The 20,277-nt window shown below is 69.8% G+C and carries 40 protein-coding genes; 1 reads left to right on the top strand and 39 read right to left on the bottom strand.

The genetic code is table 11. The features are described from left to right. Nucleotide 1: 1 nt before the first annotated feature. The 35 genes from Mth01_RS12885 to Mth01_RS12715 form a co-directional block, all read right to left on the bottom strand. A complete protein-coding gene (locus tag Mth01_RS12885; protein ID WP_204016055.1) occupies nucleotides 2-190 on the bottom strand; it encodes a ribosomal-processing cysteine protease Prp in 189 nt (62 codons plus the stop codon). Beyond that, entirely contained in the window at nucleotides 187-870 is a 684-nt protein-coding gene (locus tag Mth01_RS12880; RefSeq protein ID WP_204016054.1) for a hypothetical protein, read from the bottom strand. Before Mth01_RS12880 ends, Mth01_RS12885 begins: the two co-directional genes overlap by 4 nt. Before the next feature lie 254 nt (nucleotides 871-1,124). Further along, a complete protein-coding gene (locus Mth01_RS12875; protein ID WP_204016053.1) occupies nucleotides 1,125-2,897 on the bottom strand; it encodes a VG15 protein in 1,773 nt (590 codons plus the stop codon). A 3-nt stretch (nucleotides 2,898-2,900) separates the two neighbouring features. After that, nucleotides 2,901-4,325, bottom strand: a complete 1,425-nt coding sequence (locus tag Mth01_RS12870) for a phage portal protein (protein ID WP_204016052.1) — start codon at nucleotides 4,323-4,325, stop codon at nucleotides 2,901-2,903. 21 nt (nucleotides 4,326-4,346) lie between these two features. After that, nucleotides 4,347-5,987 carry a hypothetical protein gene (locus Mth01_RS12865; RefSeq protein WP_204016051.1) on the bottom strand — a complete coding sequence of 547 codons (1,641 nt, stop codon included), beginning with the start codon at nucleotides 5,985-5,987 and terminating at the stop codon, nucleotides 4,347-4,349. A 3-nt stretch (nucleotides 5,988-5,990) separates the two neighbouring features. After that, nucleotides 5,991-6,443 carry a phage terminase small subunit gene (locus tag Mth01_RS12860; RefSeq protein WP_204016050.1) on the bottom strand — a complete coding sequence of 151 codons (453 nt, stop codon included), beginning with the start codon at nucleotides 6,441-6,443 and terminating at the stop codon, nucleotides 5,991-5,993. Nucleotides 6,444-6,690: 247 nt separating this feature from the next. Next, nucleotides 6,691-6,861: a hypothetical protein gene (locus tag Mth01_RS12855; RefSeq protein ID WP_204016049.1), complete on the bottom strand. Its 171-nt coding sequence runs from the start codon at nucleotides 6,859-6,861 to the stop codon at nucleotides 6,691-6,693. Between the two features lie 19 nt (nucleotides 6,862-6,880). Beyond that, nucleotides 6,881-7,153, bottom strand: coding sequence for a hypothetical protein (locus tag Mth01_RS12850; protein ID WP_204016048.1), 273 nt, complete (start codon nucleotides 7,151-7,153; stop codon nucleotides 6,881-6,883). Next, complete coding sequence (locus tag Mth01_RS12845) at nucleotides 7,153-7,398, bottom strand: hypothetical protein (protein ID WP_204016047.1); 246 nt, start codon at nucleotides 7,396-7,398, stop codon at nucleotides 7,153-7,155. Before Mth01_RS12845 ends, Mth01_RS12850 begins: the two co-directional genes overlap by 1 nt. Next, nucleotides 7,398-7,736, bottom strand: a complete 339-nt coding sequence (locus tag Mth01_RS12840) for a hypothetical protein (protein WP_204016046.1) — start codon at nucleotides 7,734-7,736, stop codon at nucleotides 7,398-7,400. The genes Mth01_RS12845 and Mth01_RS12840 overlap by 1 nt, the downstream gene beginning before the upstream one ends. Before the next feature lie 60 nt (nucleotides 7,737-7,796). Then, entirely contained in the window at nucleotides 7,797-8,108 is a 312-nt protein-coding gene (locus tag Mth01_RS12835; RefSeq protein ID WP_204016045.1) for a hypothetical protein, read from the bottom strand. Between the two features lie 4 nt (nucleotides 8,109-8,112). Beyond that, a complete protein-coding gene (locus Mth01_RS12830) occupies nucleotides 8,113-8,475 on the bottom strand; it encodes a hypothetical protein (protein WP_204016044.1) in 363 nt (120 codons plus the stop codon). Continuing rightward, nucleotides 8,475-8,654 (bottom strand): MerR family transcriptional regulator, encoded by a 180-nt coding sequence (locus Mth01_RS12825; protein WP_204016043.1) that lies wholly within the window; start codon nucleotides 8,652-8,654, stop codon nucleotides 8,475-8,477. The genes Mth01_RS12830 and Mth01_RS12825 overlap by 1 nt, the downstream gene beginning before the upstream one ends. Before the next feature lie 67 nt (nucleotides 8,655-8,721). Continuing rightward, a complete protein-coding gene (locus Mth01_RS12820; RefSeq protein ID WP_204016042.1) occupies nucleotides 8,722-8,931 on the bottom strand; it encodes a hypothetical protein in 210 nt (69 codons plus the stop codon). Nucleotides 8,932-8,999: 68 nt separating this feature from the next. Then, the gene (locus tag Mth01_RS12815; RefSeq protein WP_204016041.1) at nucleotides 9,000-9,212 is read right to left on the bottom strand and encodes a hypothetical protein; all 213 of its coding nucleotides are present in this window, start codon (nucleotides 9,210-9,212) and stop codon (nucleotides 9,000-9,002) included. Continuing rightward, nucleotides 9,209-10,021: a hypothetical protein gene (locus Mth01_RS12810; protein ID WP_204016040.1), complete on the bottom strand. Its 813-nt coding sequence runs from the start codon at nucleotides 10,019-10,021 to the stop codon at nucleotides 9,209-9,211. The genes Mth01_RS12815 and Mth01_RS12810 overlap by 4 nt, the downstream gene beginning before the upstream one ends. A gap of 85 nt (nucleotides 10,022-10,106) precedes the next feature. Next, entirely contained in the window at nucleotides 10,107-10,301 is a 195-nt protein-coding gene (locus Mth01_RS30395; protein ID WP_407695941.1) for an HNH endonuclease, read from the bottom strand. 330 nt (nucleotides 10,302-10,631) lie between these two features. Beyond that, the gene (locus tag Mth01_RS12800; protein ID WP_204016038.1) at nucleotides 10,632-10,802 is read right to left on the bottom strand and encodes a hypothetical protein; all 171 of its coding nucleotides are present in this window, start codon (nucleotides 10,800-10,802) and stop codon (nucleotides 10,632-10,634) included. Further along, entirely contained in the window at nucleotides 10,799-11,008 is a 210-nt protein-coding gene (locus tag Mth01_RS12795; protein WP_204016037.1) for a hypothetical protein, read from the bottom strand. The genes Mth01_RS12800 and Mth01_RS12795 overlap by 4 nt, the downstream gene beginning before the upstream one ends. Next, on the bottom strand, nucleotides 11,001-11,195 hold the full coding sequence (locus tag Mth01_RS12790; protein ID WP_204016036.1) for a hypothetical protein: 195 nt from the start codon (nucleotides 11,193-11,195) through the stop codon (nucleotides 11,001-11,003). The genes Mth01_RS12795 and Mth01_RS12790 overlap by 8 nt, the downstream gene beginning before the upstream one ends. Then, nucleotides 11,188-11,445 carry a hypothetical protein gene (locus tag Mth01_RS12785; protein ID WP_204016035.1) on the bottom strand — a complete coding sequence of 86 codons (258 nt, stop codon included), beginning with the start codon at nucleotides 11,443-11,445 and terminating at the stop codon, nucleotides 11,188-11,190. The genes Mth01_RS12790 and Mth01_RS12785 overlap by 8 nt, the downstream gene beginning before the upstream one ends. Continuing rightward, the gene (locus Mth01_RS12780; protein WP_204016034.1) at nucleotides 11,438-11,851 is read right to left on the bottom strand and encodes a DUF7736 domain-containing protein; all 414 of its coding nucleotides are present in this window, start codon (nucleotides 11,849-11,851) and stop codon (nucleotides 11,438-11,440) included. The genes Mth01_RS12785 and Mth01_RS12780 overlap by 8 nt, the downstream gene beginning before the upstream one ends. Beyond that, nucleotides 11,848-12,114 carry a hypothetical protein gene (locus Mth01_RS12775; RefSeq protein ID WP_204016033.1) on the bottom strand — a complete coding sequence of 89 codons (267 nt, stop codon included), beginning with the start codon at nucleotides 12,112-12,114 and terminating at the stop codon, nucleotides 11,848-11,850. The genes Mth01_RS12780 and Mth01_RS12775 overlap by 4 nt, the downstream gene beginning before the upstream one ends. Further along, complete coding sequence (locus Mth01_RS12770; RefSeq protein WP_204016032.1) at nucleotides 12,111-12,302, bottom strand: hypothetical protein; 192 nt, start codon at nucleotides 12,300-12,302, stop codon at nucleotides 12,111-12,113. The genes Mth01_RS12775 and Mth01_RS12770 overlap by 4 nt, the downstream gene beginning before the upstream one ends. After that, on the bottom strand, nucleotides 12,295-12,678 hold the full coding sequence (locus Mth01_RS12765) for a hypothetical protein (protein WP_204016031.1): 384 nt from the start codon (nucleotides 12,676-12,678) through the stop codon (nucleotides 12,295-12,297). The genes Mth01_RS12770 and Mth01_RS12765 overlap by 8 nt, the downstream gene beginning before the upstream one ends. Further along, nucleotides 12,671-13,339 (bottom strand): hypothetical protein, encoded by a 669-nt coding sequence (locus Mth01_RS12760; protein ID WP_204016030.1) that lies wholly within the window; start codon nucleotides 13,337-13,339, stop codon nucleotides 12,671-12,673. Before Mth01_RS12760 ends, Mth01_RS12765 begins: the two co-directional genes overlap by 8 nt. After that, nucleotides 13,332-13,799 carry a hypothetical protein gene (locus Mth01_RS12755; RefSeq protein WP_204016029.1) on the bottom strand — a complete coding sequence of 156 codons (468 nt, stop codon included), beginning with the start codon at nucleotides 13,797-13,799 and terminating at the stop codon, nucleotides 13,332-13,334. Before Mth01_RS12755 ends, Mth01_RS12760 begins: the two co-directional genes overlap by 8 nt. Next, a complete protein-coding gene (locus Mth01_RS12750) occupies nucleotides 13,792-14,184 on the bottom strand; it encodes a hypothetical protein (protein ID WP_204016028.1) in 393 nt (130 codons plus the stop codon). Before Mth01_RS12750 ends, Mth01_RS12755 begins: the two co-directional genes overlap by 8 nt. Before the next feature lie 33 nt (nucleotides 14,185-14,217). Continuing rightward, the gene (locus tag Mth01_RS12745; protein ID WP_204016027.1) at nucleotides 14,218-14,721 is read right to left on the bottom strand and encodes a hypothetical protein; all 504 of its coding nucleotides are present in this window, start codon (nucleotides 14,719-14,721) and stop codon (nucleotides 14,218-14,220) included. Nucleotides 14,722-14,728: 7 nt separating this feature from the next. After that, entirely contained in the window at nucleotides 14,729-15,034 is a 306-nt protein-coding gene (locus Mth01_RS12740; RefSeq protein WP_204016026.1) for a hypothetical protein, read from the bottom strand. Continuing rightward, nucleotides 15,031-15,513: a hypothetical protein gene (locus Mth01_RS12735; RefSeq protein ID WP_204016025.1), complete on the bottom strand. Its 483-nt coding sequence runs from the start codon at nucleotides 15,511-15,513 to the stop codon at nucleotides 15,031-15,033. The genes Mth01_RS12740 and Mth01_RS12735 overlap by 4 nt, the downstream gene beginning before the upstream one ends. After that, nucleotides 15,510-15,872: a hypothetical protein gene (locus tag Mth01_RS12730; RefSeq protein ID WP_204016024.1), complete on the bottom strand. Its 363-nt coding sequence runs from the start codon at nucleotides 15,870-15,872 to the stop codon at nucleotides 15,510-15,512. The genes Mth01_RS12735 and Mth01_RS12730 overlap by 4 nt, the downstream gene beginning before the upstream one ends. Then, nucleotides 15,869-16,369: a hypothetical protein gene (locus Mth01_RS12725; protein ID WP_204016023.1), complete on the bottom strand. Its 501-nt coding sequence runs from the start codon at nucleotides 16,367-16,369 to the stop codon at nucleotides 15,869-15,871. Before Mth01_RS12725 ends, Mth01_RS12730 begins: the two co-directional genes overlap by 4 nt. After that, complete coding sequence (locus tag Mth01_RS12720; protein WP_204016022.1) at nucleotides 16,366-16,665, bottom strand: hypothetical protein; 300 nt, start codon at nucleotides 16,663-16,665, stop codon at nucleotides 16,366-16,368. The genes Mth01_RS12725 and Mth01_RS12720 overlap by 4 nt, the downstream gene beginning before the upstream one ends. Further along, the gene (locus Mth01_RS12715) at nucleotides 16,665-17,663 is read right to left on the bottom strand and encodes a hypothetical protein (RefSeq protein WP_204016021.1); all 999 of its coding nucleotides are present in this window, start codon (nucleotides 17,661-17,663) and stop codon (nucleotides 16,665-16,667) included. The genes Mth01_RS12720 and Mth01_RS12715 overlap by 1 nt, the downstream gene beginning before the upstream one ends. 232 nt (nucleotides 17,664-17,895) lie before the next feature. Here Mth01_RS12715 and Mth01_RS12710 point away from each other — a divergent pair, with 232 nt between their 5' ends. After that, nucleotides 17,896-18,081 carry a hypothetical protein gene (locus Mth01_RS12710; protein WP_204016020.1) on the top strand — a complete coding sequence of 62 codons (186 nt, stop codon included), beginning with the start codon at nucleotides 17,896-17,898 and terminating at the stop codon, nucleotides 18,079-18,081. Nucleotides 18,082-18,092: 11 nt separating this feature from the next. Here Mth01_RS12710 and Mth01_RS12705 read toward each other — a convergent pair whose 3' ends face one another. Genes Mth01_RS12705 through Mth01_RS12690 form a run of 4 tightly spaced genes read right to left on the bottom strand, consistent with a single transcriptional unit; the run spans nucleotide 18,093 to nucleotide 20,200 of the window. Beyond that, nucleotides 18,093-18,656, bottom strand: coding sequence for a hypothetical protein (locus Mth01_RS12705; RefSeq protein WP_204016019.1), 564 nt, complete (start codon nucleotides 18,654-18,656; stop codon nucleotides 18,093-18,095). Continuing rightward, on the bottom strand, nucleotides 18,656-19,726 hold the full coding sequence (locus tag Mth01_RS12700) for a DUF5131 family protein (protein ID WP_204016018.1): 1,071 nt from the start codon (nucleotides 19,724-19,726) through the stop codon (nucleotides 18,656-18,658). Before Mth01_RS12700 ends, Mth01_RS12705 begins: the two co-directional genes overlap by 1 nt. Then, nucleotides 19,726-19,977 (bottom strand): hypothetical protein, encoded by a 252-nt coding sequence (locus Mth01_RS12695; protein WP_204016017.1) that lies wholly within the window; start codon nucleotides 19,975-19,977, stop codon nucleotides 19,726-19,728. The genes Mth01_RS12700 and Mth01_RS12695 overlap by 1 nt, the downstream gene beginning before the upstream one ends. After that, a complete protein-coding gene (locus Mth01_RS12690) occupies nucleotides 19,967-20,200 on the bottom strand; it encodes a hypothetical protein (RefSeq protein ID WP_204016016.1) in 234 nt (77 codons plus the stop codon). Before Mth01_RS12690 ends, Mth01_RS12695 begins: the two co-directional genes overlap by 11 nt. Between the last annotated feature and the right edge of the window lie 77 nt (nucleotides 20,201-20,277).

Here is a 20,277-nt window from a genome sequence, read left to right as displayed (position 1 = left end):
ATTACTCCTCAGTGATCGTGATGGACACGAGGTCGGGGTACTGCCGGGCAATCTCCTGCAGCCCAAGCAGCGCGGTCTGGGTGATGGCCGACACCGCGGCGCACACACGGCCGTCCTGCACGTGGCCCTCGTGCCCGGTCACCTCGAGCGAGGTGAGGCCCGCGCCCAGGCGGGCACGGACGTGGATCACGAGCGGGTGCGGATGCCGTACTTCGCGGCGGCGGCCCTGAACGTTTCCCGGTCGGCCTTGCGGTAGTCGACCGGCTCGGGGTCCTTCCGGGGCCCCTGCGACGGGTCCGGCCGGGGCTGCTTCTTCGGCGGGGCCGCCGTCTGCTTACGCAGGTGCGGCTTCCGCTCGAGCAGCGCCTCCAGATCAGCGGCGATGGTGTCGGTGTCGACAGAGCCGTCGTCGCCGGCGTAGGAGGACAGGTCGAGGAACGCGTGCGCGTCCTCCGGGTCAGCGAACGCGTCCGCGGCGAGGGCCTTGACCTCGGCACGTACCGCACGGCCGACCGCCTGCTTCGCGGCCTGCTCGGCCCGCTCAGCGCGCTGGGCGAGCTTCTCAGCCTCGGTCTTGTCCCGGTCCTCGAACTCGGTGACCTTCGCCTCGGCCTGCTCGGCACGCCTCTTCGCGGCCGCGGCGTCCTTCCGGGCGGCGTTCCGCTCGGCCTTCATGGCGTCGAGCGCCCGCTTGCCCTTGTCGCCGAGATCGCCGGATCCGTCCGGCGGGCCGTCGGGGTCGGGGTCGGGGTCGGGGTCGGTGTCCGGCTGGTCGTCCGGGTTGCCCGGGTCGCCGTCCGGCGGCTGCCCCTCACCACCGTCATCGTCGTGACGGGCGAGGTCGAACAGCCAGAAGTGATCGGTGTTCATGGGTCTCCCGTTGCGGGATCGGCCCCGAGCCCTTGCGGCGCGGGGAGGTCTGCGTGCATGCGGAAAAGGCCTGCCGATGGCAGGCCTGTCCGTCGTGTGATCAGTGATGGCGGCCGCGCTGTCGCAGTGGGCGGCCGCTGGCGGCTAGTCGAGACCGAGCAGCGCCCGGTACTCCGGATCGTCTATCGCATCACCATGCTCGGCGACGTCGAGCAGCTCGGGTTCGTCGTCGAACCCATTCACCGAGGGAGCGGTCATGGGACCACTCTCACCCGGACCACTGTATGCGCGCCATCCTGCACGACCTCGACTACCTCATATTTGGTGCCCGGGCCGAGGAGTAGCTCCCACTGGCCCGGGTGCACCGACACTTCGTCGATGTAAGCGGCCCGTGCGCCTGCGGGAACGTCGATCTCCATCAGCACCTGGCGGCGGGCGCCGAGCGCCATCTGCCCGGCCGGGTCAGTGTGGCCCGACCTGGCCAGGCTCGTTGACATGAAGCCCCGGTCCTGCAGGGTGCGGCCGACGAGGTTGCCGAGCTTGTCCGCCCGTGTCCGGCCGCGTCCGAAGGCGTCCGGTGCGACGTACCGGTAGACGGTCACCGGCCGGGGCAGCGGGTGCACCGCGGCCGCCAGGTTGGTGACCGCGTTGCGGAGGTCGGCGAACCTGTCGGGGATCGGCTTGCCTTTACGGAGGGCATCGTTGACCGGGCCTGCCCATCCGCCGGTGTAGTCCTGCAGCGCGTCACGCTGGGTCCGTGTCCAGGCGGGCATGCTGCGCTGCATCGCCGCGGCTTGCTCGTGGGTCATGGTCGACGCTGGCGACCACCTGGCCGCCTCCGCCGCGCGCCGCGCGGCATCCTCGGCTGCCCGCTTCTCTTCGGCTTCTCGGCGGGCCTTCTCCTCAGCCTCTCGCCTGGCCTGCTCGGCTGCCCTGCGGGTCTCCTCCGCCTGCCGTCGAGCGTTGGCCTCGGCGTCACGCTGGCGCCGCGCAGCGTCTTCGGCGTCGCGCCGTACGGCGGCCGCCGACACCGCGGCGGCACCTGCACGCTCTCTTCGCCGGACCGACGTGCGGTCCAGGTAGCCGAAACGCTCGAGGAAGCGGATCGCCTCATCCCGGTCGCGGGCGTCCGCGAGCAGCTGCTCCGGCATCGGCCGCACGACCTGAGACCGCCGGTACCGCTCACCCCGGACCTTCCGCAGGTCGCCGAGTTTCTTCCCGGCGTACCCGCGGGATGTCGTGCCCTCGGTCGTGACGAGCCGACCCCCGGCGATGGTCTGCATGCCGCGGCGGGCGTTGACGACCTGGCCCATGTCGGCGCCGAGCCGGATCGCCTCAGCTCCGCTCACAGTGAACGCCCTGGCCTGCTCGTCCTCGTTCATCTGGGCGAACAGTTCCTCCGGCGACGGAGGCGGCGTATCACCCTCATGATGGGGCACCATCGTGCAGTCGCACCGTGGGTGACGCTGGAAGCCCTGACTCCAGGAGTAGGTGCGTCCGGCGAGGATGATGCACCGGCCGCACGCGGGCAGCGTGACGTGCCGGACGTACGTCACCCACCGCCGGTTCGCGACCATCCCGACGTGGTCAGCGGCCCGGGAAGCGTCGGAGATCTCCGTGTCGACGATCCGCGTCAGCGACTCCAGCCCGGACAGCAGCGCGGTCTGGTCGTCGGCGCCGGTGGCCAACACGCCGAGGGTACGCAGCGCCGGCTGCATCAGCAGGCCCGCCAGGTCCCGGCCGTCGGCCGCGATCCCAGCGAACGCGGCCGCGTTCACCACTCCGGCCGCCGAAGGGATGCCCTGGGCTGCGGCAAGCGCCTCGACGTACGGCTGTGCCATCGCGGCCGCGCCGGCCTGGCCGAGTGTGAGCACGCGGATCATCTCGGCGAGCTGCGCGATCCACGAGTCCACCACGGCGGCCGGCTGGACTCGCGCCCACAGGGTTTGGGCCTGCTCGACGGTCTGCCGGGCGAGGGTCTGCTGGGCCTTGTAGTGGTCGGCGGTGACCTGTGCGACGGACGGCACCGGCTATCCCACCGGTTCGGGTTGCGGCTGACCGTCGGGCTGGTCCTGGTCCTCACGGGGCGGCTTTGGACCGCTCATCGCTGCCGCGTCCCCGGCCATGATCCGGGTGAACAGGTCCTGCGCCGCCCGCTCATCCTCCTGCTCCATCCGCTCGATCTGCACCTGCGTGTAGCCGAGGTCCTCGCGGGTCTGTCGCAGCGGCAGGATCTTCGCCGTGTACAGCTTCACCGCGGCGTCGGCCTTCTGCGCGATCGTCGGCGTGGACGCGTCCCGCCACAGCGCCTCCAGGCTCCGGGCGTCCGGGTCGACCTCCCCGTCACGGACCAGCAGCACCAGGCGCATGACCCGCTCCCACGACCCGCCGAACGACCGCTGCTTACGCTCGGCCCGCTTCACCAGCCGCGACTCGTCCGACCGGATGGCATCCGCCGATGCGGGGTTGTCGGTGGCGTGGCCGAGGAACCTTGACGGCAGACCAGCGAGAGACGCCACGAGCATCGCGAGCAGCTTCAACGTGTCGTGGAAGTTACTCAAGCTGGCCTCGGGGAACTGGCCCAGCTCGACCCCGTCGTCTTTCTTGTTCTTCGCGATAGCCCAGATCCGGCCCGCGATCCGCTTCAACGCGCTGATCGGTCGGCCGTTCTCGTCCTCGAAGTCCTCCGGGCCGACGCCGATGGCGTAGCGGCGGGGGATCGCGTGGAACTCGCCGCTGACCATCATGTCGGTGGCGATCTTGCAGGCTGCGTCCGAGAGCGGAATGATCGGCTTCAGCTCCGAGACGCCCGGCCGTTTCAGCCGGGGCCGGTTCACGATCGGCTCAACCAGGACCTCGCCAAGCTCGTGCTCATCGGGCGGGTGCTCGGGGTCCTCCACCCAGTCGCCATCGACCTTGACCCACCATTTGTTGGAGTTCGGCAGGTACAGCGTGGCGCGCTCGACCTTCCCATCGCTGGTCTCTTCAGTCAGCCGCTTGACGGCGGCCGCGACCTTCCGGGTCCGCGGGTCGCGCTCGGCGTAGCAGTCGAGCGGTGACTCCACCGTGATGATCGGCGTCGTCTCGTCGTCCTCATTCGTCCCGACGATCGCGTAGGCGCGCCTCATGACGAGCGCGTCGACGTGGCCCATCTGGGACTGCTCGTCCATGTCGTTGGCCTGCCAGATCCGCCACAGCTCAGCGTCAGCCTCCGCCTGCGACCCGTACCGGAAGCCCTCGACGTCGAGCCGCTCCTCAACGGAGTCGACGACGAGGCGAGGCCATTCGATGATGACCTGGCGCACCCGCTCGTCGAGCTCCTGCAGCAGCTCCGGCGCCATGTACGACAGGGGCTGCTCGCCCTCGTAGTAGGAGTCCAGCCGCTTGAGCTCAATCAGCTCCTTGTCGTGGCAGTTGATGAGGTGGGTCAGCCACTCCGCATCGGTGCGGTCCACGTGCGATCACCCCATCTCATCTCATCTCATGACGATCACCTTCGAACGGCGGCGCTTCTTCGCCCCGGCCGCGATCGCGTCGCAGCGGGCTTCCCACGACAGGTCGCCGGCCATCGCGCCGTCGATCTTCTTCGGGGAGTCGGGGCGTTCCTTGCGGATTACCCACAACGGCTGACCGCGCTCGTCGAGCTGCTTGAGCGTGTGCTTGCATGCGTTGCCGATGTGCCGGGTGAAGACCTCGTGCCCGTTGTTAGTGACAGCGCCCGTGGTCATCGCGCCCTTGTAGGCGCGCAGGGAGTGAGCCATCTGGAGCGGACGGTTCGTCCACCACTCGATCACCCGTTTGGCGCCGTACTTGCCGCGCCAGTGGTTGATCATGCCGTCCCAGTAGGGAGGGTCGGCATACACCCGCCAGACCTCCCAGCGGTCCATGGCCTCTTCTAGGGCGGCGGAGACCTCATCCTCTGGGCACTCCCAGTCCTTGGCGTCCGGGGGGCATTCCCAGATCCCGAGCGGCCACTGAAACCCGGTCATGACGTCCGTCGCGATAAGCCCGGTGGCGTCGTGGAACTGGGCACCGTCGAAGCCGATGGTGATCAGCTCCCCGTCGGGAATCACGATGTCCGGCCGGGCCAGCTGCTTCCACCGGGTGGCGTCGAACGCCTGCTGGCCGGACTGCCTGCGGCGGTTCAGCCACACCCGCTCCCAGTACGCCTTGTCGGTGTCGGGCTGGTTGCGCAGCGAGATGATCGCTTCGACCTGGCCCTCGAAGTCCGGCCAGGTCGCGATCGACGGCCCGGAGGCCTCGATCACCGCCGAGCGGGCCTGCTCGAAGTCGTCCAGGTCCTCATCCGGCCGCGGGGTCGCCTCGCGGTGGAAGAAGAACAGCGTCCGGTCCTTCGCCTTGCCCTCGTCGACGAGCTCGGCGTACTCGTGCGTCCCCTCGGCCACCGAGCCCTCGCCCGGTGTGTAGGTCGTGGTGCTCTCCAGCGACCACGGGTCGGCCAGGGGCCGCTTGGGGATGTTCATCAGCATCGTCTGATGGGCGGCCCTCAGCCGCGGCGACACCATTCGGTGGGTCTCATCGAAATGCTGGAACGTCGTGCGTGCACCATCACGGGAATCCGGCGCCGCCGCCAGGGCGACGGCCTTGCCGTCCCCGCCGGCGCGCATGATCCGCTCAAGGCCCGCGTCGAACAGATCCGCGTCCTCGCCCTCGGTCACCATCACCAGCAGCGCCGCGTAGGCCAGGTCCTCGGTCTGCTCCTCGGTGTAGGCCACCATCGGGATGTACGGGTCGGTCACCGGTCGGCCGACCGGCACCCATACCCCGCCCTTCTTGCGCCACCCGTCCGTACGGACCGGGCCTTCCGGGTGAAGCTCGGCAAATGCGACCGCCGCAGCGAGCTCGGTCTTGGCCGTGCCCTTACGGACCGACAGGCCGACCCGCTTGAATCGGCGCTTCCCCGCACGTGGGTGGTCTTTCGGGTAGACCTCGTACCAGCGGTAGATCAGCGCCCGCTTTTCCTCGTCCAGCTGGTAGGGCTTGCCTCGCAAGTCGCCCGGGCCATGGACGCAGCGCTCCTCGAGCAGGTCGCACACCTGCGGTCCGAGCGTCGGCCACGGCTCTTCGTCGAAGGGCGGGACTACCAGCAGCCCCATGGCCTACACCGCGTGCAGGACTGACCTCGGGTCTACCGGCTTTCCGTCCGACCCCTTCCGCGCCGCCGGCGCGGCCCGCCGCTTCCGGGTCCGCTCGGTCGCCTCGTCGCCGCGGTCGATCTCCCACTGGAGCCGCCGCCGGTCGATCGGGGACAGGCCGAACGACTGCCGCTGAAGCCGGATCTCCGCAGCGAGATCCTTCGACGGCTTGACCCAGAAGTCGTCAACGAGGACCGCCAGCAGGAACAGGCCATGCCGGTCGGACTCGTCATACTCCGGAGCCATCGGCGACCGCCACACGTCGGCCCACCACGCGAGGGTCATCGGATGCCACAGCCGGTCGGGAAGCTCGGGCAAGTTGGGCGCCTTCAGCTTCGGGTCCGCCTGCAGCTTTGCGCTGGTGGCCGCCCGGTTCCGGCGCTGCCGCATGCCTGCGGGCTTGGGGATTGGAGCCATGAGGTGCACCTCGTCCCGTTGCGGGGTGACTCGCCTTGCGCGTAGTCACGGAGGGTGATGTTGCGGAGATCAAAAACTCTGGGGATGCGTACACAGGAAAATCGCCCTCCCCCGCGGTCCACTATCTGACCGGGCGACCCCTGCCCTCCCCTCCCTGACCTGCGGAAACGCGATAGGCCTCTGACCTGCGGAAACGCTCCGTAACCGAGGTGCCTGGTTCCGCGCGCCAGCCGCCGACACCGGCCGCTCACTCGGCCAGCTCGCGTCCGTCGAGCGAGTGATGCACGATCAGCCAGCCGATCCGCCCGTCGCCGTGCTCCGCCGGCCGTACCTCCGGCCCGCAGATGCAGTCGGGCCCGTCGGTGCTGGTGTCGTGCTCGACCTGGTCGCCTTCCGGATGGACGTGAAGCGTGGCCATCACGCGGGTCCTCTCGGAATCAGACCGCTTCGTACGTCTCGGCGAAGATCTCGGGCTTGATCGGGTACAGCTCGCCCTGCACGCCCCGGATGATCCAGTCGCCCTTCTCTGCGCGCATCTCGCCCTCAAGGGTCTTGATCAGCACGGCATCGTTGAGGAAGATCACCGTGCAGTTCTCGTACGCCTCGGCCAGCCATGGAGGAAGCTCGGACCAGGCGGACGAGGCGGCCTTGAGGGCGTCGGCGACGCGCACGGCGTCGATCTCGACGGGACGCTTTCGGAAGCGGGCCATCAGCCGTGCACCCCGCAGAACGGGCCGCCGAGGTCGTCGACCCAGCAATCGGCCTCGGCCGGGGCGGTAGCCGTGCAATGAGGGCCCTGGCAATGCCAGACCTCGACGTCGGTGGGCGTGTCCAGCCCGGCCTCTGCTCGGCAGGTCTTGCATAGGCCGGGGCCGCCGCATCGAGCGATCGCAGTGGGCTTCGGCTGACTGGTGTCGACCACGCCGTACGGGTGGCCGTGACTGGTGTACGGCATCAGACGCGCGCCGGCCAAGCCCACGTACCCGGCTGGTCACCCTCGGCCCGCGAGGTCGCCCAGTAGGTGTCGTTCCCGTCGAGCAGCACCTGCAGGTTCGCGCTGTTGAACGAGGACTCCCAGACGCGGACCACCACGGCCGGGTACACCTGGCCAGCCTCAACGAGGTTGCCGATGTGGGCCTGGTGGCCATCGGCTCCTGCCTGGCCAGGGGCGGACTTGCCGGAGAAGCAGCTCAGGAACGCCTGGAAGTCGATGCGGCGCTTGTTGATCGCCTTGGCGTCGCCCTCGTTCAGCGTGTAGTGGACGATGCGACCGAGGGTCGGCTTCTGGCTCATGGGTGCCTCCAGGGTTATCGGGCGTTCCAGCCGCCGGGCTGGTCGCGTGCGGTGAGGTGCTCAGCCGACCTCGATGTGCTGGTCGAAGACCATGAAGGTCTTGGCGCCGCACTCCCGTCCGGCTCGGGTCAGTGTCTCGAGGTCGAGGCCGTCCTGGTCGCGGTAGCCGGACAGGACGAGGGCGAACTGGTCGCCGGGCAGGGGCAGGACCTGGAGGCGGGGCAGGGGCTCGATCCAATCGGAGAGGTTCTGCCGGGGGGCCTGGTCGGCGTCGCCCTGGTGCAGGATGAGCCGCCGCTGAGGGTCGGTGCATGTGAAGCCGTCCGGGATCGGCGCGCTGCCGCTACTCACCGCGGATGCCTCCTGGGTCATGTGGTCACCTCATCTGCTCGGCTGCCCAGCCTCCCGGCTGGAGGCGTGCGGTTTCCTTGCGGTGGCAGGGGTCGCACAGGCCGCGGCCGTACTGCGGGTCGTCGGGGTCGAGGCCGCGCCGTACGAGCTCGCGCCGGTCGATCGGGTGATGGTCGGCGTGCACGCTGCGAGCCGCGCCGCACAGCGTGCACGCCGGGTCTCTGCGGAGCACCGCCCGGCGGAAGCGGTCTCGGTGGCGGGAGCCGTATCCGCGTTGGGATGCCGTGCCGCGTCGTTTCTCCGCCTCGGCTTTGCAGCCGTCGCAGCGGCCGCCAGCGCACAGGTTGGGGCATCCGGGGGTTGTGCAGACCGTCTGGGCTCGGGCCATCAGGCGGCTCGCATCTCACGTTCGAGGTCGGCGAGTTCCTGGTAGTTGTACGCGTTGTACGGGCCGATCTTCCCGAGTGGTTGGATGCCCTTGCGGTGGATCCAGGAGCGGAGAGTGCCGGCCGGGATGCCGAAGATGGCGGCGGCCTTGCTCGGGGTGACGACGTCGTGGGGCTGCATGATCACCCCCTGGAAACGCGAAAGCCCCCGAACGACCCGTTCGAGGGCATACGTGACCTGCTGACACTCAGCGTTGCACGTGGTGGGCTGGTTCGGCAAGTCGGTCGATCACCGGCGTGTCGAGGCCGAGCCATTCGGCGACTGTCATGCCCATCACCTCCGCTGGCACGGTGAGCGGCAGGATGTGCGGGATGACGACGGCGCTGCCGTCCGGGGTCACGCGGACGGCAGCGATGTCAGTCAGCCGGGGAGGGGAGGCGATCACAATGCCGTCCATCCTGCCAGGAGATCACGACATCCCAGGGTCATGCCGTGCCATCGGGTGCCCATTCCGACCGGTAGCCCTCACGGTGGCGGTAGCCCCAGGCGAGGGCCCGCGCGGCGCGCTCGGCCAGACGGTTCGCGTGCCACATCATCGCCGCCCCCGGCCGCGCGGAGGAAGAACCATTCGCCGTCACCCACATCCTTCTCCACGTGCCAGGCTTTGCCGCCGAGCGCCTCGGCGGTGGTCTTGGCGCCTTCGATCGTGGCGCGGAGCCACGTGATCAGTTCGTTCATGGCTCTACCTTCTGGTGTTCGGTCTCGGCGGCCGGGGTGCGCGGTCGCGGTGGCCGTACGACGGTCCGGGTCTTCGTGGCCGCCTTGGCGGCCATGGCCTGCTGTTCGACCATGGCGGTGTACTGGTCCATGCTGATGGACTCCCCGCGGACGCATCCGATGGTGCGGCAGCGGACGACGTCTTCGCCGCCGCGGCGTTCGAGGGAGAAGCGTTTGCAGCCGGGGCAGCGTAGGGGCATCCGCTGGACGGTGACGTCCGTCGGGTCGTAGCGGTCGAGGCGGGCATACCAGGCGAGGGTCTCTTCGGCGAAGGGGACGGCCATCTGCCGGTGGCGGAGGATCCGCTCGGCCCGGTGGACGAGCCAGGCCGTGCCGTACGTGATGGCGTCCATGAGGCTGCCGAGGCGCGCGACTTCGTCCGCGCCGAGGTAGGCGGCCTTCCATGAGCGCAACCAGCCCTCGAGGTCTTCCAGCTCGTCGATCGTGGGTGAGGGGGAGGCGGGGCCTGGGGTGGAGCGGACTTTCGCCTCGGTGGTGGTGCCGCGCATGCCGTCGGACTCACGGGCGGCGATCGCGGCGGCCACGTCGAGGCGGGCGAGCTTGGCCTTCACCGCGTGGGTGCACGCCTGGCAGTAGATGGGGTCGCCGAGGACGGGGATGATCCTGGGCGGCTCCGGAGCGGCCGGCTTCCGGAGCGTGCTGGGCTTGGTGCTCGGGTCGGCCAGGCGTTCGCGGTAGCGGGCGAGCACGGCCTCGTACGCTGCCACGTCTTCCCGGTAGCCGGCCATCCTGCGCCGTGCCCAGCCCATGCAGGATCCCTGGCACCACCTGCTGCTGTCGTCGTACGCCACCGATCCCCCTCGTTCGATGATCAATCTATGTGCTCTACGCAGGTCACTGCTCTGACCAGTCATATGGACGAATGCTGTCGTCGTTGCTCTTGCGGAGGTTGCACCGCTGACAGCTCACGACCAGGTTCTCGACTGCGTGACGGCCACCCTTCGACCACGGAATTACATGATCGAAATGGAGCTTCCCTGGGCCCTTGCGCCTGGTGTGTACACGCCGCCCGCAGTAGCGGCAGTTCATGCCGTCGCGGGCCAGGACAGCGTCCAACATCTCCTTAGGAATCGCGGGACGCGCACTCGCAGATCTCGTGGCCAGCCATTGCTCCAGGAACTGGTCGAGAAGGACATGCTCGTATCCCTCGCATCGGCACAAGCGGAACTGGCATTCCCACGGCTTCCGAGCCCGATCGTGAAGCACGATGTTGTGACCGCACCGGCGGCAATGCAGGTGCTGCACTGCCGCCGGCATCCGGTGCGGGAAATCCTCGGGGAGTTGAGGCAACACGTCAGATTTCCTCGCTCGGCCTCAGTACGCAACGGATGCTCGGCCGACGGGCGGCCTCTTCGGGGGTCATGGGCGCCTTTCGGTGCAGGGGCCGCAGTGGTCGAGGTGGCCGTCGCTGGTCCAGCCGAACCGTTCGGCGACGATCTCGCGGCCGAGAGCGAGTTCGTTGGTGGGGGCCTGGACGCGGGCCCCACAGCCGGGGGCGTCACAGGCGATGACGATGCCTTGGAAGGTCATGAGCGGCTCCGGCGTGTGACGTCTCCGGTCTGCTCGCCCGGGATCAGCAGGAGGTGGACGCGGGCGAAGTAGCTGCCCAGGTGCCTCTTGTGAGGCTTGAGCAGCTCGAATGGCCAGCGGATCCGGCCTTGCTCGGCGAGGATGCGCTGACCGGCCAGGAACTCGCGGACGAGCCGGCGGGTCTCGGCGATGTCGTGGTCAGCCATCGCCGCGTGCCTTCCGGTAGCGGAACACGAGCGTGTCGTCATCGACGAGCACCTTCACGGCGTCGCGGAATATCGTGCGGTCGCCCAGCTCCTGGTGGAGCTTGTCGAGCACCTCGGACACGGCGTGCCAGTCGGACGGCAGAGGGAGCTCGTAGTCGACCATCTCCCACCGCTGATAGTTAGCCATTGCGGCCTCCGGTCTCTTTGATCGTGTCGATTGCACGCAGGCGGGCATCGGCCCACTTGACGCAGTAGGCGTGACGGCCGATCCGTACGGCGAGGCCGATCCACGCTCGGCCGCGCGTTGCCGGGTTGGGCATGTGGGGGCAGATGTTGCGGACCAGCCGTGCCCCGGCATCGTCGGCGGCGATCCGATAGCGGTAGAAGCTCGGCAGGTGGGGCTTGGCGTAGTACCGCCACGTGGCATGGTCAGGCATGGTTGGTCTCCTCGGTGGTGGGCGGGATCTCGACCCCGATCACGGGAACGTGCGGGGCGATCATTCGTAGCTCGGTCAGCGGGTCGATCCGCGTGTGGCCGTCCGGGTGTAACGGTGCGACCGGGCGGGTTTCGCCGTAGCGGCGGACCTGCTCATCCAGCCACGCCCACACCTCCCGCTCGTCGTCGCCGAACGCGGGGACCGTCACGGCGGCAAGGTCGGGATGCTGCCGTAGGAGGTCGGGCGCGCACTCGCGGGTAGCCCGAGGCAACTGGTGAGTGAACAGGTTGTCGCCGGTCATCCAGTTGAGGATCTGGTAGATGCCGTCAACACCGTTCGGAGTGACCATGAACTCCGTGGTGATGGTGAGGATGTCCCCCAAGTGGAAGTCGCGGGTCTCGGTCATCGGTTGGGCTCCTCGGTGGTGGTCGGGGCGTAGTGCTCGCCGGAGCAGCCCTCCGCCGGGTGCTCGTCAGCGATCTCGACACATCCGGCCTTCGCGATGCTGAGATGGGCGCCGCATGTATGCAGGGCGACCCAGCCCCAGCCTTCGGCGCGACCGATGACGTGGACGGTGGCGGGCTCGACGCAGCCCTCCCGGTCGATGTCCGGCGCGAAGGCGCAACCGGCCGCGCCGGGCGGCGTCGGAAGGCCGACGAATGAAGTCACGGGGTCCCCTCTGCGGTAGAAGCGGGAAAGGGCTGGTTGCACATGCAGACCACGCGCCGGACGTAGAAGCCGACGGGAAGCGCTGCAGCGTGCGCGTTGGCCTCGCTGGCGTGGTGGTAGCCGCTGACCGGCTCACAGTCGTGATCGAGGACGACCCAGCAGCCGCCGTCCCAGCAGTGGCTACTCATCGGCCCCGCCTCGGGTCTGCTCGGAGACGGCCCGGCCGTCCAGAAGGTGGCAAAGGTTACGAAGGGTTGGAGTTGTGGCCCCGAATCCATCGGCGATCAGCGCGTCCAGGCGCTCCCGGACGCGGGCGATGGCGTCCCTGGCCTCGGACAGTTCCCTGGACAGTGAGGTGCTGATGTCCTGCTGCAGCCGGCGGATCCGCCACGCGACATCCCGCGAACCGGCGAGCACCTCGGCCTCTCGCCTGGCGCCGTTGAGCTCCATTCGGGTGGCGGTGAGCTGCCGCCGCACGGCCGCGCATTCCTCGCTGGTGCGGGCGAGTTCGGCGAGCAGCTCGTCACGGGTGAGCTGCCCGTACTGATCGCGGGGGTCAACCATCGACGCCTCCCGGGTTCTCGCCTGCGGCCGGGCCGTCCACAGCGGCGAGGATCTCGTCACGTCCCCCGGGATCGGTGACACCCCACCGGTCGGCCAGAGAGCGGACACGGGCGAGCGCTGCGCTGGCGTCGGCCAACTTCTGGCGGGCGCCCTTCAGGGCGACCTCGGCCAGGACGGCGTGAAGACATGCCTTGCGCAGTTCGTCGTCTCGTACGGCCAGCACCACATCCACGACGTCGCCGACCGGAATTCTCTGCGTGTGCTCGCACATGATCGCCACGCGGTTCCAGACGGTCAGCGCCGCGTCGGTCGCCCGCTGGCGGAGGACGGCAGTGGGGCTGTCGTACGCGCTCAGGTCGGAGTGATCCTCAGCACGGGTCCCGCACGGCTGCTCCGCTACGGACTCGGCGGCGTCGAGGAGACGGCGGCCGGCAGCCACGTAGGCGTCCACCCCGGGGGCGGGGCCCAGGACGGCGTTGATGTCCTCGGCTCGGACGATGACCAGGCCGTCCCCGGCGATGTGCGTGGCGGCGGCCTCGACCGCGAGCCGGGCAAGGCGGGGCATTTCGCTGAACGAGTGCGAGCATTCCTCGTAGTCCTCGAAGTCCCGCCACAGCGCCTTCGCTGCGGCTTGTGTGGCTTCCGCTGGGATCTCAACCACGGTCGGCCTCTTCCTCTTGGTGGCTGGCAGGCGAGTATTCGCCGCGTTCGATCCGCCCGCATAAGATCCGCACGTCCTCATGCAGCGGGTCGTCGACGGGGGCGAAGTAGGCGCGGATCCCGACGATGATGGCGGCGCGTTCCTCGGCCCGGATGGCGGCGGTCTTCTTCGCCATGGCCTGGTCGGCGATCTCCTCCATCATGGCTATGAGCTTCGGCCGCTCCCGGTCGATCGCTTCGACGGCCAGGCGGCCGATCACCTCGTCGTGCTGCTCCACCATCGCGTCGTGAAGGGCGTTCTCGGCGATGTGCGGGACGGCTACCGTCAGGATCGCGGCGACGTCGCCCTGGCACACCGCACACTCGATGTCGTACTTGTGTTCGGCGTGTGCGCTCCACGGCCCTGACCCCCACGGGTGGGACAGGACCGCGCGCACCGCAGTCTCGATCTGGTCAGCCACGAAGGTTGTCTCCGTTCAGGGCGGCTTTCAGGCGGGCGAGGGCCCGGCAGATCGGCGAGGCGCAGTCGGGGTTGGTGCACGTGTCGGCCGCCTCGGTGAATACCTCGACGGCGTGGCGCAGGTCGGCGGCGGGCACGGTCACGATGTCCGCGCGGCCGGGCGGTGGCAGGAGCCCGGCGGCCACGGCGGCGCGCAGCCAGTCTCGGGCCTCCTGGATCAGCGCGTCCGGGTTGTTCTTGCCCAGGCCCAGCCAGCTCCGGTGGCTCCAGCCGGTGGCGAGCCGCCAGCGGGTCGAGGCCAGCAGGCGAACACGCGGGTCGACGTAGTGGACTCGTTCTGCGGCAGCCCGGTCGATCTTGGGGCCGTCGAGGCTCAGGTCAGCCACGGGGTTACTCCTCGGTTCGGTTGGCTATGAGGCTCAGCTGGTCAGCGCGATATATAGAGCCGGAGGGGCTTCGGTGTCGCCGACGATCTTGGGCTGGTATCCGGCGTTGGTGAGCGTGGCGGCCCACCGGTCGAGCATCTGCCGCTGCACGGCCGCCCACGGGGTGCCCGTGAGGCCGGTGCCGCGCGCGAGGGCGACGAGTACGGCTCCGGGCATGTGGCCGACCAGAAAGCCGTCGCTGGTGGGCGAATCGGTGGCGGGGGTGTGCCCCGCGTCGGCGAGGACGCCCCAGATCTTCGCGACGAGTTCGGTCGGGTCGGGGGCGGGCGGGGCTGCGCCGTAGGCGGTCATCATGCGGGCGACGTGCCGCCAGGTGGCCGCGTTGTGCACGGCCTCCCACGGCTTACGGTCATCGCCGAGTTCGAAGACGGCGGCTTGGGCGCGCGCCCAGGTGGCGACGGCATTGATGGCGACCTGGGCGTGGACGGCGCCGATGCTGGCGGTGAGGGTGTCGCGCAGGTTGAACGGGTCGGTCACGGCGCGATCAGTCCTTCCTCGGGGTGAACATGTGCTGGGCGGCCTCCCAGGGGGAGCCGCATCGGGCGGTCGTCTCGGCGAGCTCCTCGAGGACGGCGTCCTCTCGGTCGTGGTGGGCGATGCTCGATATGGGCCGTGCGCCTCTCCAGGGATGTGCCGGTAGAGGTCCCACCCATGGCGGGCGGGGCGCGGCCGGCGGTTCGGGCTCGTGCGCGGCCTGGTGGTCGTGGACGAGACGCTCGGCGGCCGCGGCGGCCGGTACGGCGTTCGTCTTCCAGAAACGGGCGAGGTAGTCGAGGGCGGCGGAGATCACGGGCGGCCCCATCCGTCGTTCGCGGGGCGGTACGCCTCCGCCGGGAGGGGCTCGCCGGTCGCGGCGGCCCACCAGCCGCGACAGACCATCGCGCCGAGGGGTTTGCCGTCGGCCCATGCCGTCGGGGCGTAGGCGCCGTTGACGACGGGCATGCCATGGTGGCAATAGAACGGCCGTTCGACCGGTGGTTGTTCGTCTTCCTCCGGCGCGCCGGGCCGGAACGCGCAGTCCCGGCAGGGGGACCTCATGACGGCCGGCGGGACCGGGGCCGGTCGCAGCGGAGGGTCGCCGGGTTCGGCCATCGTCAGCCAGGTGTCTGCGGTGTCCTGAGTGATGGCGCCGCGGCCTAGGCACAGCCCGCACTCTTCGCCTGGCATCTGGTCCTGGTCTGAGCACAGCGGGCACAGCCAGCGCAGAATCACCACGCTGTTGCTTGACGGGGGGAGTTCCGCGGACGGTACGCCGCAGATGAACGTCACGATCGTCTCCTGGTTCTTGTGGGTGGGGTGGTTCGGCGGCGGGCCGGGTCGAAACGGATGACGTTGGCCGGCAGCCGGGCCGGTGGCGCGGCGGGCAGTGCCGTCTGCACGGGGCGGCGGTTGGGGCAGGTCGCGACGTGAGGCACGAACCGGTCCTCCCAGTCCGCCGGGGTGGGGGCGCTGCTGCCGTTCAACGAGCGGGACCGCCAGGTGCCCGTCGTGTCGCGGTAGCAGGCCTGGTTGCCTGTGTCGTCCGGGGTGGGGTCGACGGCCAGGCGTCGGGCCGCGGCGGTGGTGGTCCACAGGATCGGGCGGGTGCAGTCCCGGCAGGGGCGTAGTTCGGACGGGGCGGGGATCATGGCCGGTCGCCTCCGGCGCGGCCGCCGAGCTGCTCGGTGGAGATGTCCGCCGGGGGTGTCAGCCCGGTGTCGAGCAGTGCGCCGAGGATGCGCCGGCTGTGGTCCTCAGCGGACAGGTCGCGGGGCCAGCCGGGGAAGGCTGCCGGGTCCTTGGCCCTGGCGTCGCGGACCGTAAACCAGGCGCTCACCATGAGCGCGATCTTTTTGATGGCGACCTGCCGTGGGGTTTTGCCTGCGTCGTAGGCGAGCTGGGCCAGTGGGTCGAGGTCGCGGTAGAACGCGGGGGCGTCCTGTCTCGGCAGGTGCCAGCCGGGCCGGTCGGGGTCGGGTGGGGTCGGGCCGAGGTTGGGCGGCAGGCGCCAGCCGACGTCGAGGAGGTCGCCGAGGATGACGGCGGCCGCGCCGGTGGTGGTGGCGCGGCGGCCGCGCTCGATGGTGGCCGCGATGAGTTTGGCGGCGTGGTCGGTGTGGCGGCCGAGGGTTTCGAGGTTGGTCATCGGGGGCTCCGGGTGGGCAGGTGGAGCTCGTCGGCTACGGCCTGGTCGGTGGTGCGGCGTTCGGCCGCGAGTGTGTCCTTGGCGGTCTCCCGGGCGATCAGGGCGGTGGCCCAGTCGAGGAGGGCCAGGCCCCACGCTTGGCGGGCGCGTTCGAGGTTGACGCCGCGTGGGGTGCGGCGGCGGGTGGAGTCGTAGGCCTTCCCGGCGCCGTCCAGGGTGGCGCGGGCGGCGGTGAGCGCACGGTCGGCGGTGTCGTACGCGGCCTGGGCTGTACGGAGGTCCTGGGCGAGGTCCATCAGGCGTGGGCTCCCTCGGTGGGCAGGTCGTCGGGGGTGAGGCCGAAGTGGTCGAGGGTGGCTTCGAGGTCGGCCTGGTCGGCGGAGGTCCAGGGCCGGTCGTCGACGGTGGGGGTGGGGCAGGCGCAGGTCTGCTGGCCGCAGCCGTGGCACAGGCCCTCGAGGGTGGCGTCCCGGCTGAGACGGCGCAGGACCTCCCGGAACTCGGGAATGTGCTGGCGCTCGAGGAACCGGCCTTCGTCGGCGACGAGGTGGGCGTAGCGGGTGATCGCACTGGGGCCGAACCCGGTGTCGAGCGCGGCCTGGGCCATCGGGATCAGGTGGCGCTTACGGGCCCAGCCGGGGGCGTCACGGTAGCGGGGGATGCTGGCGATGAGGGATCGGGCGGCGAGAGAAGTGATCGGTTGCGCCGAAGGCGCCGTCGCGTTCGCGCGCGCGGTACGGACCGTAAGACCGCCTACGGCGGTAACCGGAGTTTTTTCCCCTGTTCCCCTGTTCCCCTGTTCCCCTGTTCCTACTTCCAGCGCCGAGGATCCGGCGGGCTCCGCCGAGGACTCGGGGGGTTCCGCCGAGGTTTCGGCGGGCTTCTCCGATTGGGGCTGTTCCGGCTGGTCAGACGGCTTGTGCGTGGACTTGCCGGGGTTGGGGTCCCACGGCTCGCCATCCTCCGGGGCCGGGTACTTCGCCCCTGACCGCTTGTCGATCTTCTGGTGCTTCTCCCAGGAAGGGATCCAGTAGTACGGCCTTCCACCGACCTCGTAGAAGACCACACCGAAGGCTCGGCGGAGTTCGCCGAGCATCCGCCGAACGTCCACCGAGGAGATCTCCTCGTCGTGCGGGAAAGCGAACCCGGCGAGCTCCCGCGGGTTCGCTGTGCCCCGGCCGGAGTCGTCCGCCCAGTTCCACATCGCGATGAACAGCAGACGCGCCCACGGGTCCAGGCCGCGCATGCCGGGCGAGGACCACAGCTCAGGCTTGATCGAGCGGATTCGTGCCACGAGCGTTGTTGCCTTTCAAGAGGAGGGAGTCAACCGAGGCGATGGCTGGCCGTGTGGCCGGTGGTTCCCGTCCGTTTTTTGGCATGCGAGATAAGCCCCCTGTCGGGCTAGAAGGTGCTGGCCATAAGGGGACTTGCGTCCCCCGTGTATATACAGGAGCATAGTCCCCATGTATATACACGGCAACGCCGGAAGCCAGGGACCTGCATATACAGCGGTTACGCTGTTCGACGTGACCGACAACCACACCCCGCTCCGGCCCATCCGGGTCGAGACCGAGCTGTGGGAAGCGTTCGGCGAACTGGTCGGGAAGCGGAACCGCTCGGCAGTGATCCGCGACTTCATCCGCTGGTACGTCCGTGAGCGCGGCGCGAAGCTGCCCGAGCGTCCTCCCGCCACTCCGGCCGCCGGCTCCTGAACGTCCCGCGTTCATCGCGCCGCCCCACCAGCCCGCTCGCAGCACTCCCCCTCAGGGGCAGGGCAGCCGTGCATACACCGCGGGCACGCCTGCGTCGCGCAATGCTCCTCGTCCTTCTCACACCACCACGGGTCACACCGGCAGCAACGCGGCCGGTCATAAACCAGCACGAACTTCAGCCCGACGGCTGTGACGTACCGATCCGCGATCCCGAGCCACAACCGCGGATGCCCCGTCTCAGCCCGCCGCACAGTCACCCGGTCGCAGCGCATCAGCCGCGCCACCTGCCCCTGCAACAGGTCCAGGCGCCGACGGTGCGCGGCGGCCGCGCTCATCAGCGTGGCCGGGTCACTCGACAGGGTTTCCCGCGTCCACGGGTCGACGACGGCCAGGCGCAGCCGGAGCGCGAGGGCGTACCCCGCGAGGCTGGTCAGCCGGGGCTGCGCCTGTCCCAGCTCCCACAGGCCGACACTCCCGGACTTCACCCCGGCGGCGGGGGCCACGGCCCTCTGGGACAGGCGCAGCTGCCGCCGGCGGTCCATCAGGTGCACGACGAGCGGGTGAGGGTCTCCCATCAGTGGGCCTCCCGGGGGTACTCGTCCCAGACACGGCCGTCGAGCAGCCGCCCGGCACGCTTCTTACCGACGCGCGCCATCAGCCACGTCCGGTCGTCGGTGGGCTGGTGGCCTTCGGCGATGTAGCCGCTTCGCTCCAGCTGGATCACGCGACGGTTCTCGTGGACCTCGATCACCACGGCCTCCATGTGGGCGTCGGCGGTCTCGTCGTCGTCGCCGTACAACGGGCCGATGGGCTCCCACCCGCCCCACTGTTTGAGCAGGAAGGGCACCTCGGCGTCCTGGCACTGGTCCCGCAGGGAGCGAGCCCAGTCCGGGTGCATCGGCCTCGCACCCGGACCGGACTCGCCACCGGCAACCACCCAGTCGAGCAGCGGGTGAGGGGCGCCAGTTCCGCCGCCAGGGCCGCCCATCCAGTCCGGCAACAGGGCGTCCACTCCGGCCAGGTAGCGGAGATCGATCGGGCCGAGCAACGGCTCGGCAGAGATCCACCGGACGGCGGCCGGCGTATCGAGCAGAACGGGGATACGAAGGTCGGCCCAGCGTTGGTTCTCGGCGCTCACACCGAGCCACACGTTCTGCAGCGGCCACCACGGGCGGCCGTGCGTCACGACGAGATGCTCCGGCAGGTACGGCGGCCCGGGCTCGGCCTCGGCCATCGCAACGGTGAGGCGCGCGACCTGGCCGCTGAACGTGTCGCTGCTCATCAGTGCCCGCATCCGCGCAGGCCGCTTCGTCAGCACCTGGAAGGTGTGCCGTGGGCTCAGCGCCATGACGGCGAATACCTCGGCGATGTACGCGTCGGGCACCTCGTCGTGGAACAGGTCGGCGAGGCTGTTGACGAAGATCCGGCGCGGCCTCTGCCAGCGGAGCGGCTGGTCCAGCCGCTCCGGGTGCAGGCGGACACCCGTAGTCGCCCCGATATGCGGGCCGTCGAAGCGGCGGCCCTCCATCCGGAACGGCGGGGTCCGCTCGATGTAGCAGACCTGGCAGTCGTCGGAGATCCGAGTGCAGCCCGTCACGACGTTCCATGTCGCGTCGGTCCACTCGATCGCGCTCTTGTCGCCCATCACACCTCCGGCTCTGGCAGGCCGGCCAGCCGCAGGACCGTCCGGACGGCCATCTGCAGGGTGTCGTCCATGACCCGCACGTCCGCGCCGTCGACCTGGCGCGGACGCATCGCGGTTAACGTCGCGGCGACCTCGCGGGCGAACTCCTGCCGCACGCCGTCGCGGTACACGTTCAGGGCCATGGCCGCAGCCTTGTGGAGCCCCTCTGCGTCCGCGTCTAGGCGGACCACGACCTGGTCGCTACTGGCCACGCAGCGCCTCCACATCCCACGTCCGGTTCGGCGCCGACAGCAGGCACTGCAACGCCTGGTCGAGGTCTTCCGGGGTGACGTGGCGGCCGTGCACGACGGCCAGGACCCGCTGACCGTCAGCGGAAAGCACAGCGCGGGACTCCTCCCGGCGGTGCCGCTTCGGCGTGAACGTCTTGCCGCGGCGGGCCTTCGTACGGGGCACGCCGATCTTGGGGTCACTCATCTTCCTGTCCTCCATCAGGTGGTGTGTCGGCGGCCGCCGCGCTGACGGCCGGACTCGACGGGGGTTCGGGACGGCCC

Source organism: Sphaerimonospora thailandensis (assembly GCF_016863115.1).
In the GTDB taxonomy this organism is placed as follows: domain Bacteria; phylum Actinomycetota; class Actinomycetes; order Streptosporangiales; family Streptosporangiaceae; genus Sphaerimonospora; species Sphaerimonospora cavernae.
This window is presented reverse-complemented; position numbering and strand designations above follow the sequence as displayed.

Bases quoted from the DNA above. Each gene is read 5' to 3' on its own strand.
- Mth01_RS12880 (WP_204016054.1), bottom strand. From the start codon at position 870: ATGAACACCGATCACTTCTGGCTGTTCGACCTCGCCCGTCACGACGAT.
- Mth01_RS12865 (WP_204016051.1), bottom strand. From the start codon at position 5,987: ATGGGGCTGCTGGTAGTCCCGCCCTTCGACGAAGAGCCGTGGCCGACG.
- Mth01_RS12860 (WP_204016050.1), bottom strand. From the start codon at position 6,443: ATGGCTCCAATCCCCAAGCCCGCAGGCATGCGGCAGCGCCGGAACCGG.
- Mth01_RS12855 (WP_204016049.1), bottom strand. From the start codon at position 6,861: ATGGCCACGCTTCACGTCCATCCGGAAGGCGACCAGGTCGAGCACGAC.
- Mth01_RS12850 (WP_204016048.1), bottom strand. From the start codon at position 7,153: ATGGCCCGCTTCCGAAAGCGTCCCGTCGAGATCGACGCCGTGCGCGTC.
- Mth01_RS12845 (WP_204016047.1), bottom strand. From the start codon at position 7,398: ATGCCGTACACCAGTCACGGCCACCCGTACGGCGTGGTCGACACCAGT.
- Mth01_RS12840 (WP_204016046.1), bottom strand. From the start codon at position 7,736: ATGAGCCAGAAGCCGACCCTCGGTCGCATCGTCCACTACACGCTGAAC.
- Mth01_RS12835 (WP_204016045.1), bottom strand. From the start codon at position 8,108: ATGACCCAGGAGGCATCCGCGGTGAGTAGCGGCAGCGCGCCGATCCCG.
- Mth01_RS12830 (WP_204016044.1), bottom strand. From the start codon at position 8,475: ATGGCCCGAGCCCAGACGGTCTGCACAACCCCCGGATGCCCCAACCTG.
- Mth01_RS12825 (WP_204016043.1), bottom strand. From the start codon at position 8,654: ATGCAGCCCCACGACGTCGTCACCCCGAGCAAGGCCGCCGCCATCTTC.
- Mth01_RS12820 (WP_204016042.1), bottom strand. From the start codon at position 8,931: ATGGACGGCATTGTGATCGCCTCCCCTCCCCGGCTGACTGACATCGCT.
- Mth01_RS12815 (WP_204016041.1), bottom strand. From the start codon at position 9,212: ATGAACGAACTGATCACGTGGCTCCGCGCCACGATCGAAGGCGCCAAG.
- Mth01_RS12810 (WP_204016040.1), bottom strand. From the start codon at position 10,021: ATGGGCTGGGCACGGCGCAGGATGGCCGGCTACCGGGAAGACGTGGCA.
- Mth01_RS30395 (WP_407695941.1), bottom strand. From the start codon at position 10,301: ATGAACTGCCGCTACTGCGGGCGGCGTGTACACACCAGGCGCAAGGGC.
- Mth01_RS12800 (WP_204016038.1), bottom strand. From the start codon at position 10,802: ATGACCTTCCAAGGCATCGTCATCGCCTGTGACGCCCCCGGCTGTGGG.
- Mth01_RS12795 (WP_204016037.1), bottom strand. From the start codon at position 11,008: ATGGCTGACCACGACATCGCCGAGACCCGCCGGCTCGTCCGCGAGTTC.
- Mth01_RS12790 (WP_204016036.1), bottom strand. From the start codon at position 11,195: ATGGCTAACTATCAGCGGTGGGAGATGGTCGACTACGAGCTCCCTCTG.
- Mth01_RS12785 (WP_204016035.1), bottom strand. From the start codon at position 11,445: ATGCCTGACCATGCCACGTGGCGGTACTACGCCAAGCCCCACCTGCCG.
- Mth01_RS12780 (WP_204016034.1), bottom strand. From the start codon at position 11,851: ATGACCGAGACCCGCGACTTCCACTTGGGGGACATCCTCACCATCACC.
- Mth01_RS12770 (WP_204016032.1), bottom strand. From the start codon at position 12,302: ATGAGTAGCCACTGCTGGGACGGCGGCTGCTGGGTCGTCCTCGATCAC.
- Mth01_RS12765 (WP_204016031.1), bottom strand. From the start codon at position 12,678: ATGGTTGACCCCCGCGATCAGTACGGGCAGCTCACCCGTGACGAGCTG.
- Mth01_RS12730 (WP_204016024.1), bottom strand. From the start codon at position 15,872: ATGATCCCCGCCCCGTCCGAACTACGCCCCTGCCGGGACTGCACCCGC.
- Mth01_RS12725 (WP_204016023.1), bottom strand. From the start codon at position 16,369: ATGACCAACCTCGAAACCCTCGGCCGCCACACCGACCACGCCGCCAAA.
- Mth01_RS12720 (WP_204016022.1), bottom strand. From the start codon at position 16,665: ATGGACCTCGCCCAGGACCTCCGTACAGCCCAGGCCGCGTACGACACC.
- Mth01_RS12705 (WP_204016019.1), bottom strand. From the start codon at position 18,656: ATGGGAGACCCTCACCCGCTCGTCGTGCACCTGATGGACCGCCGGCGG.
- Mth01_RS12700 (WP_204016018.1), bottom strand. From the start codon at position 19,726: ATGGGCGACAAGAGCGCGATCGAGTGGACCGACGCGACATGGAACGTC.
- Mth01_RS12690 (WP_204016016.1), bottom strand. From the start codon at position 20,200: ATGAGTGACCCCAAGATCGGCGTGCCCCGTACGAAGGCCCGCCGCGGC.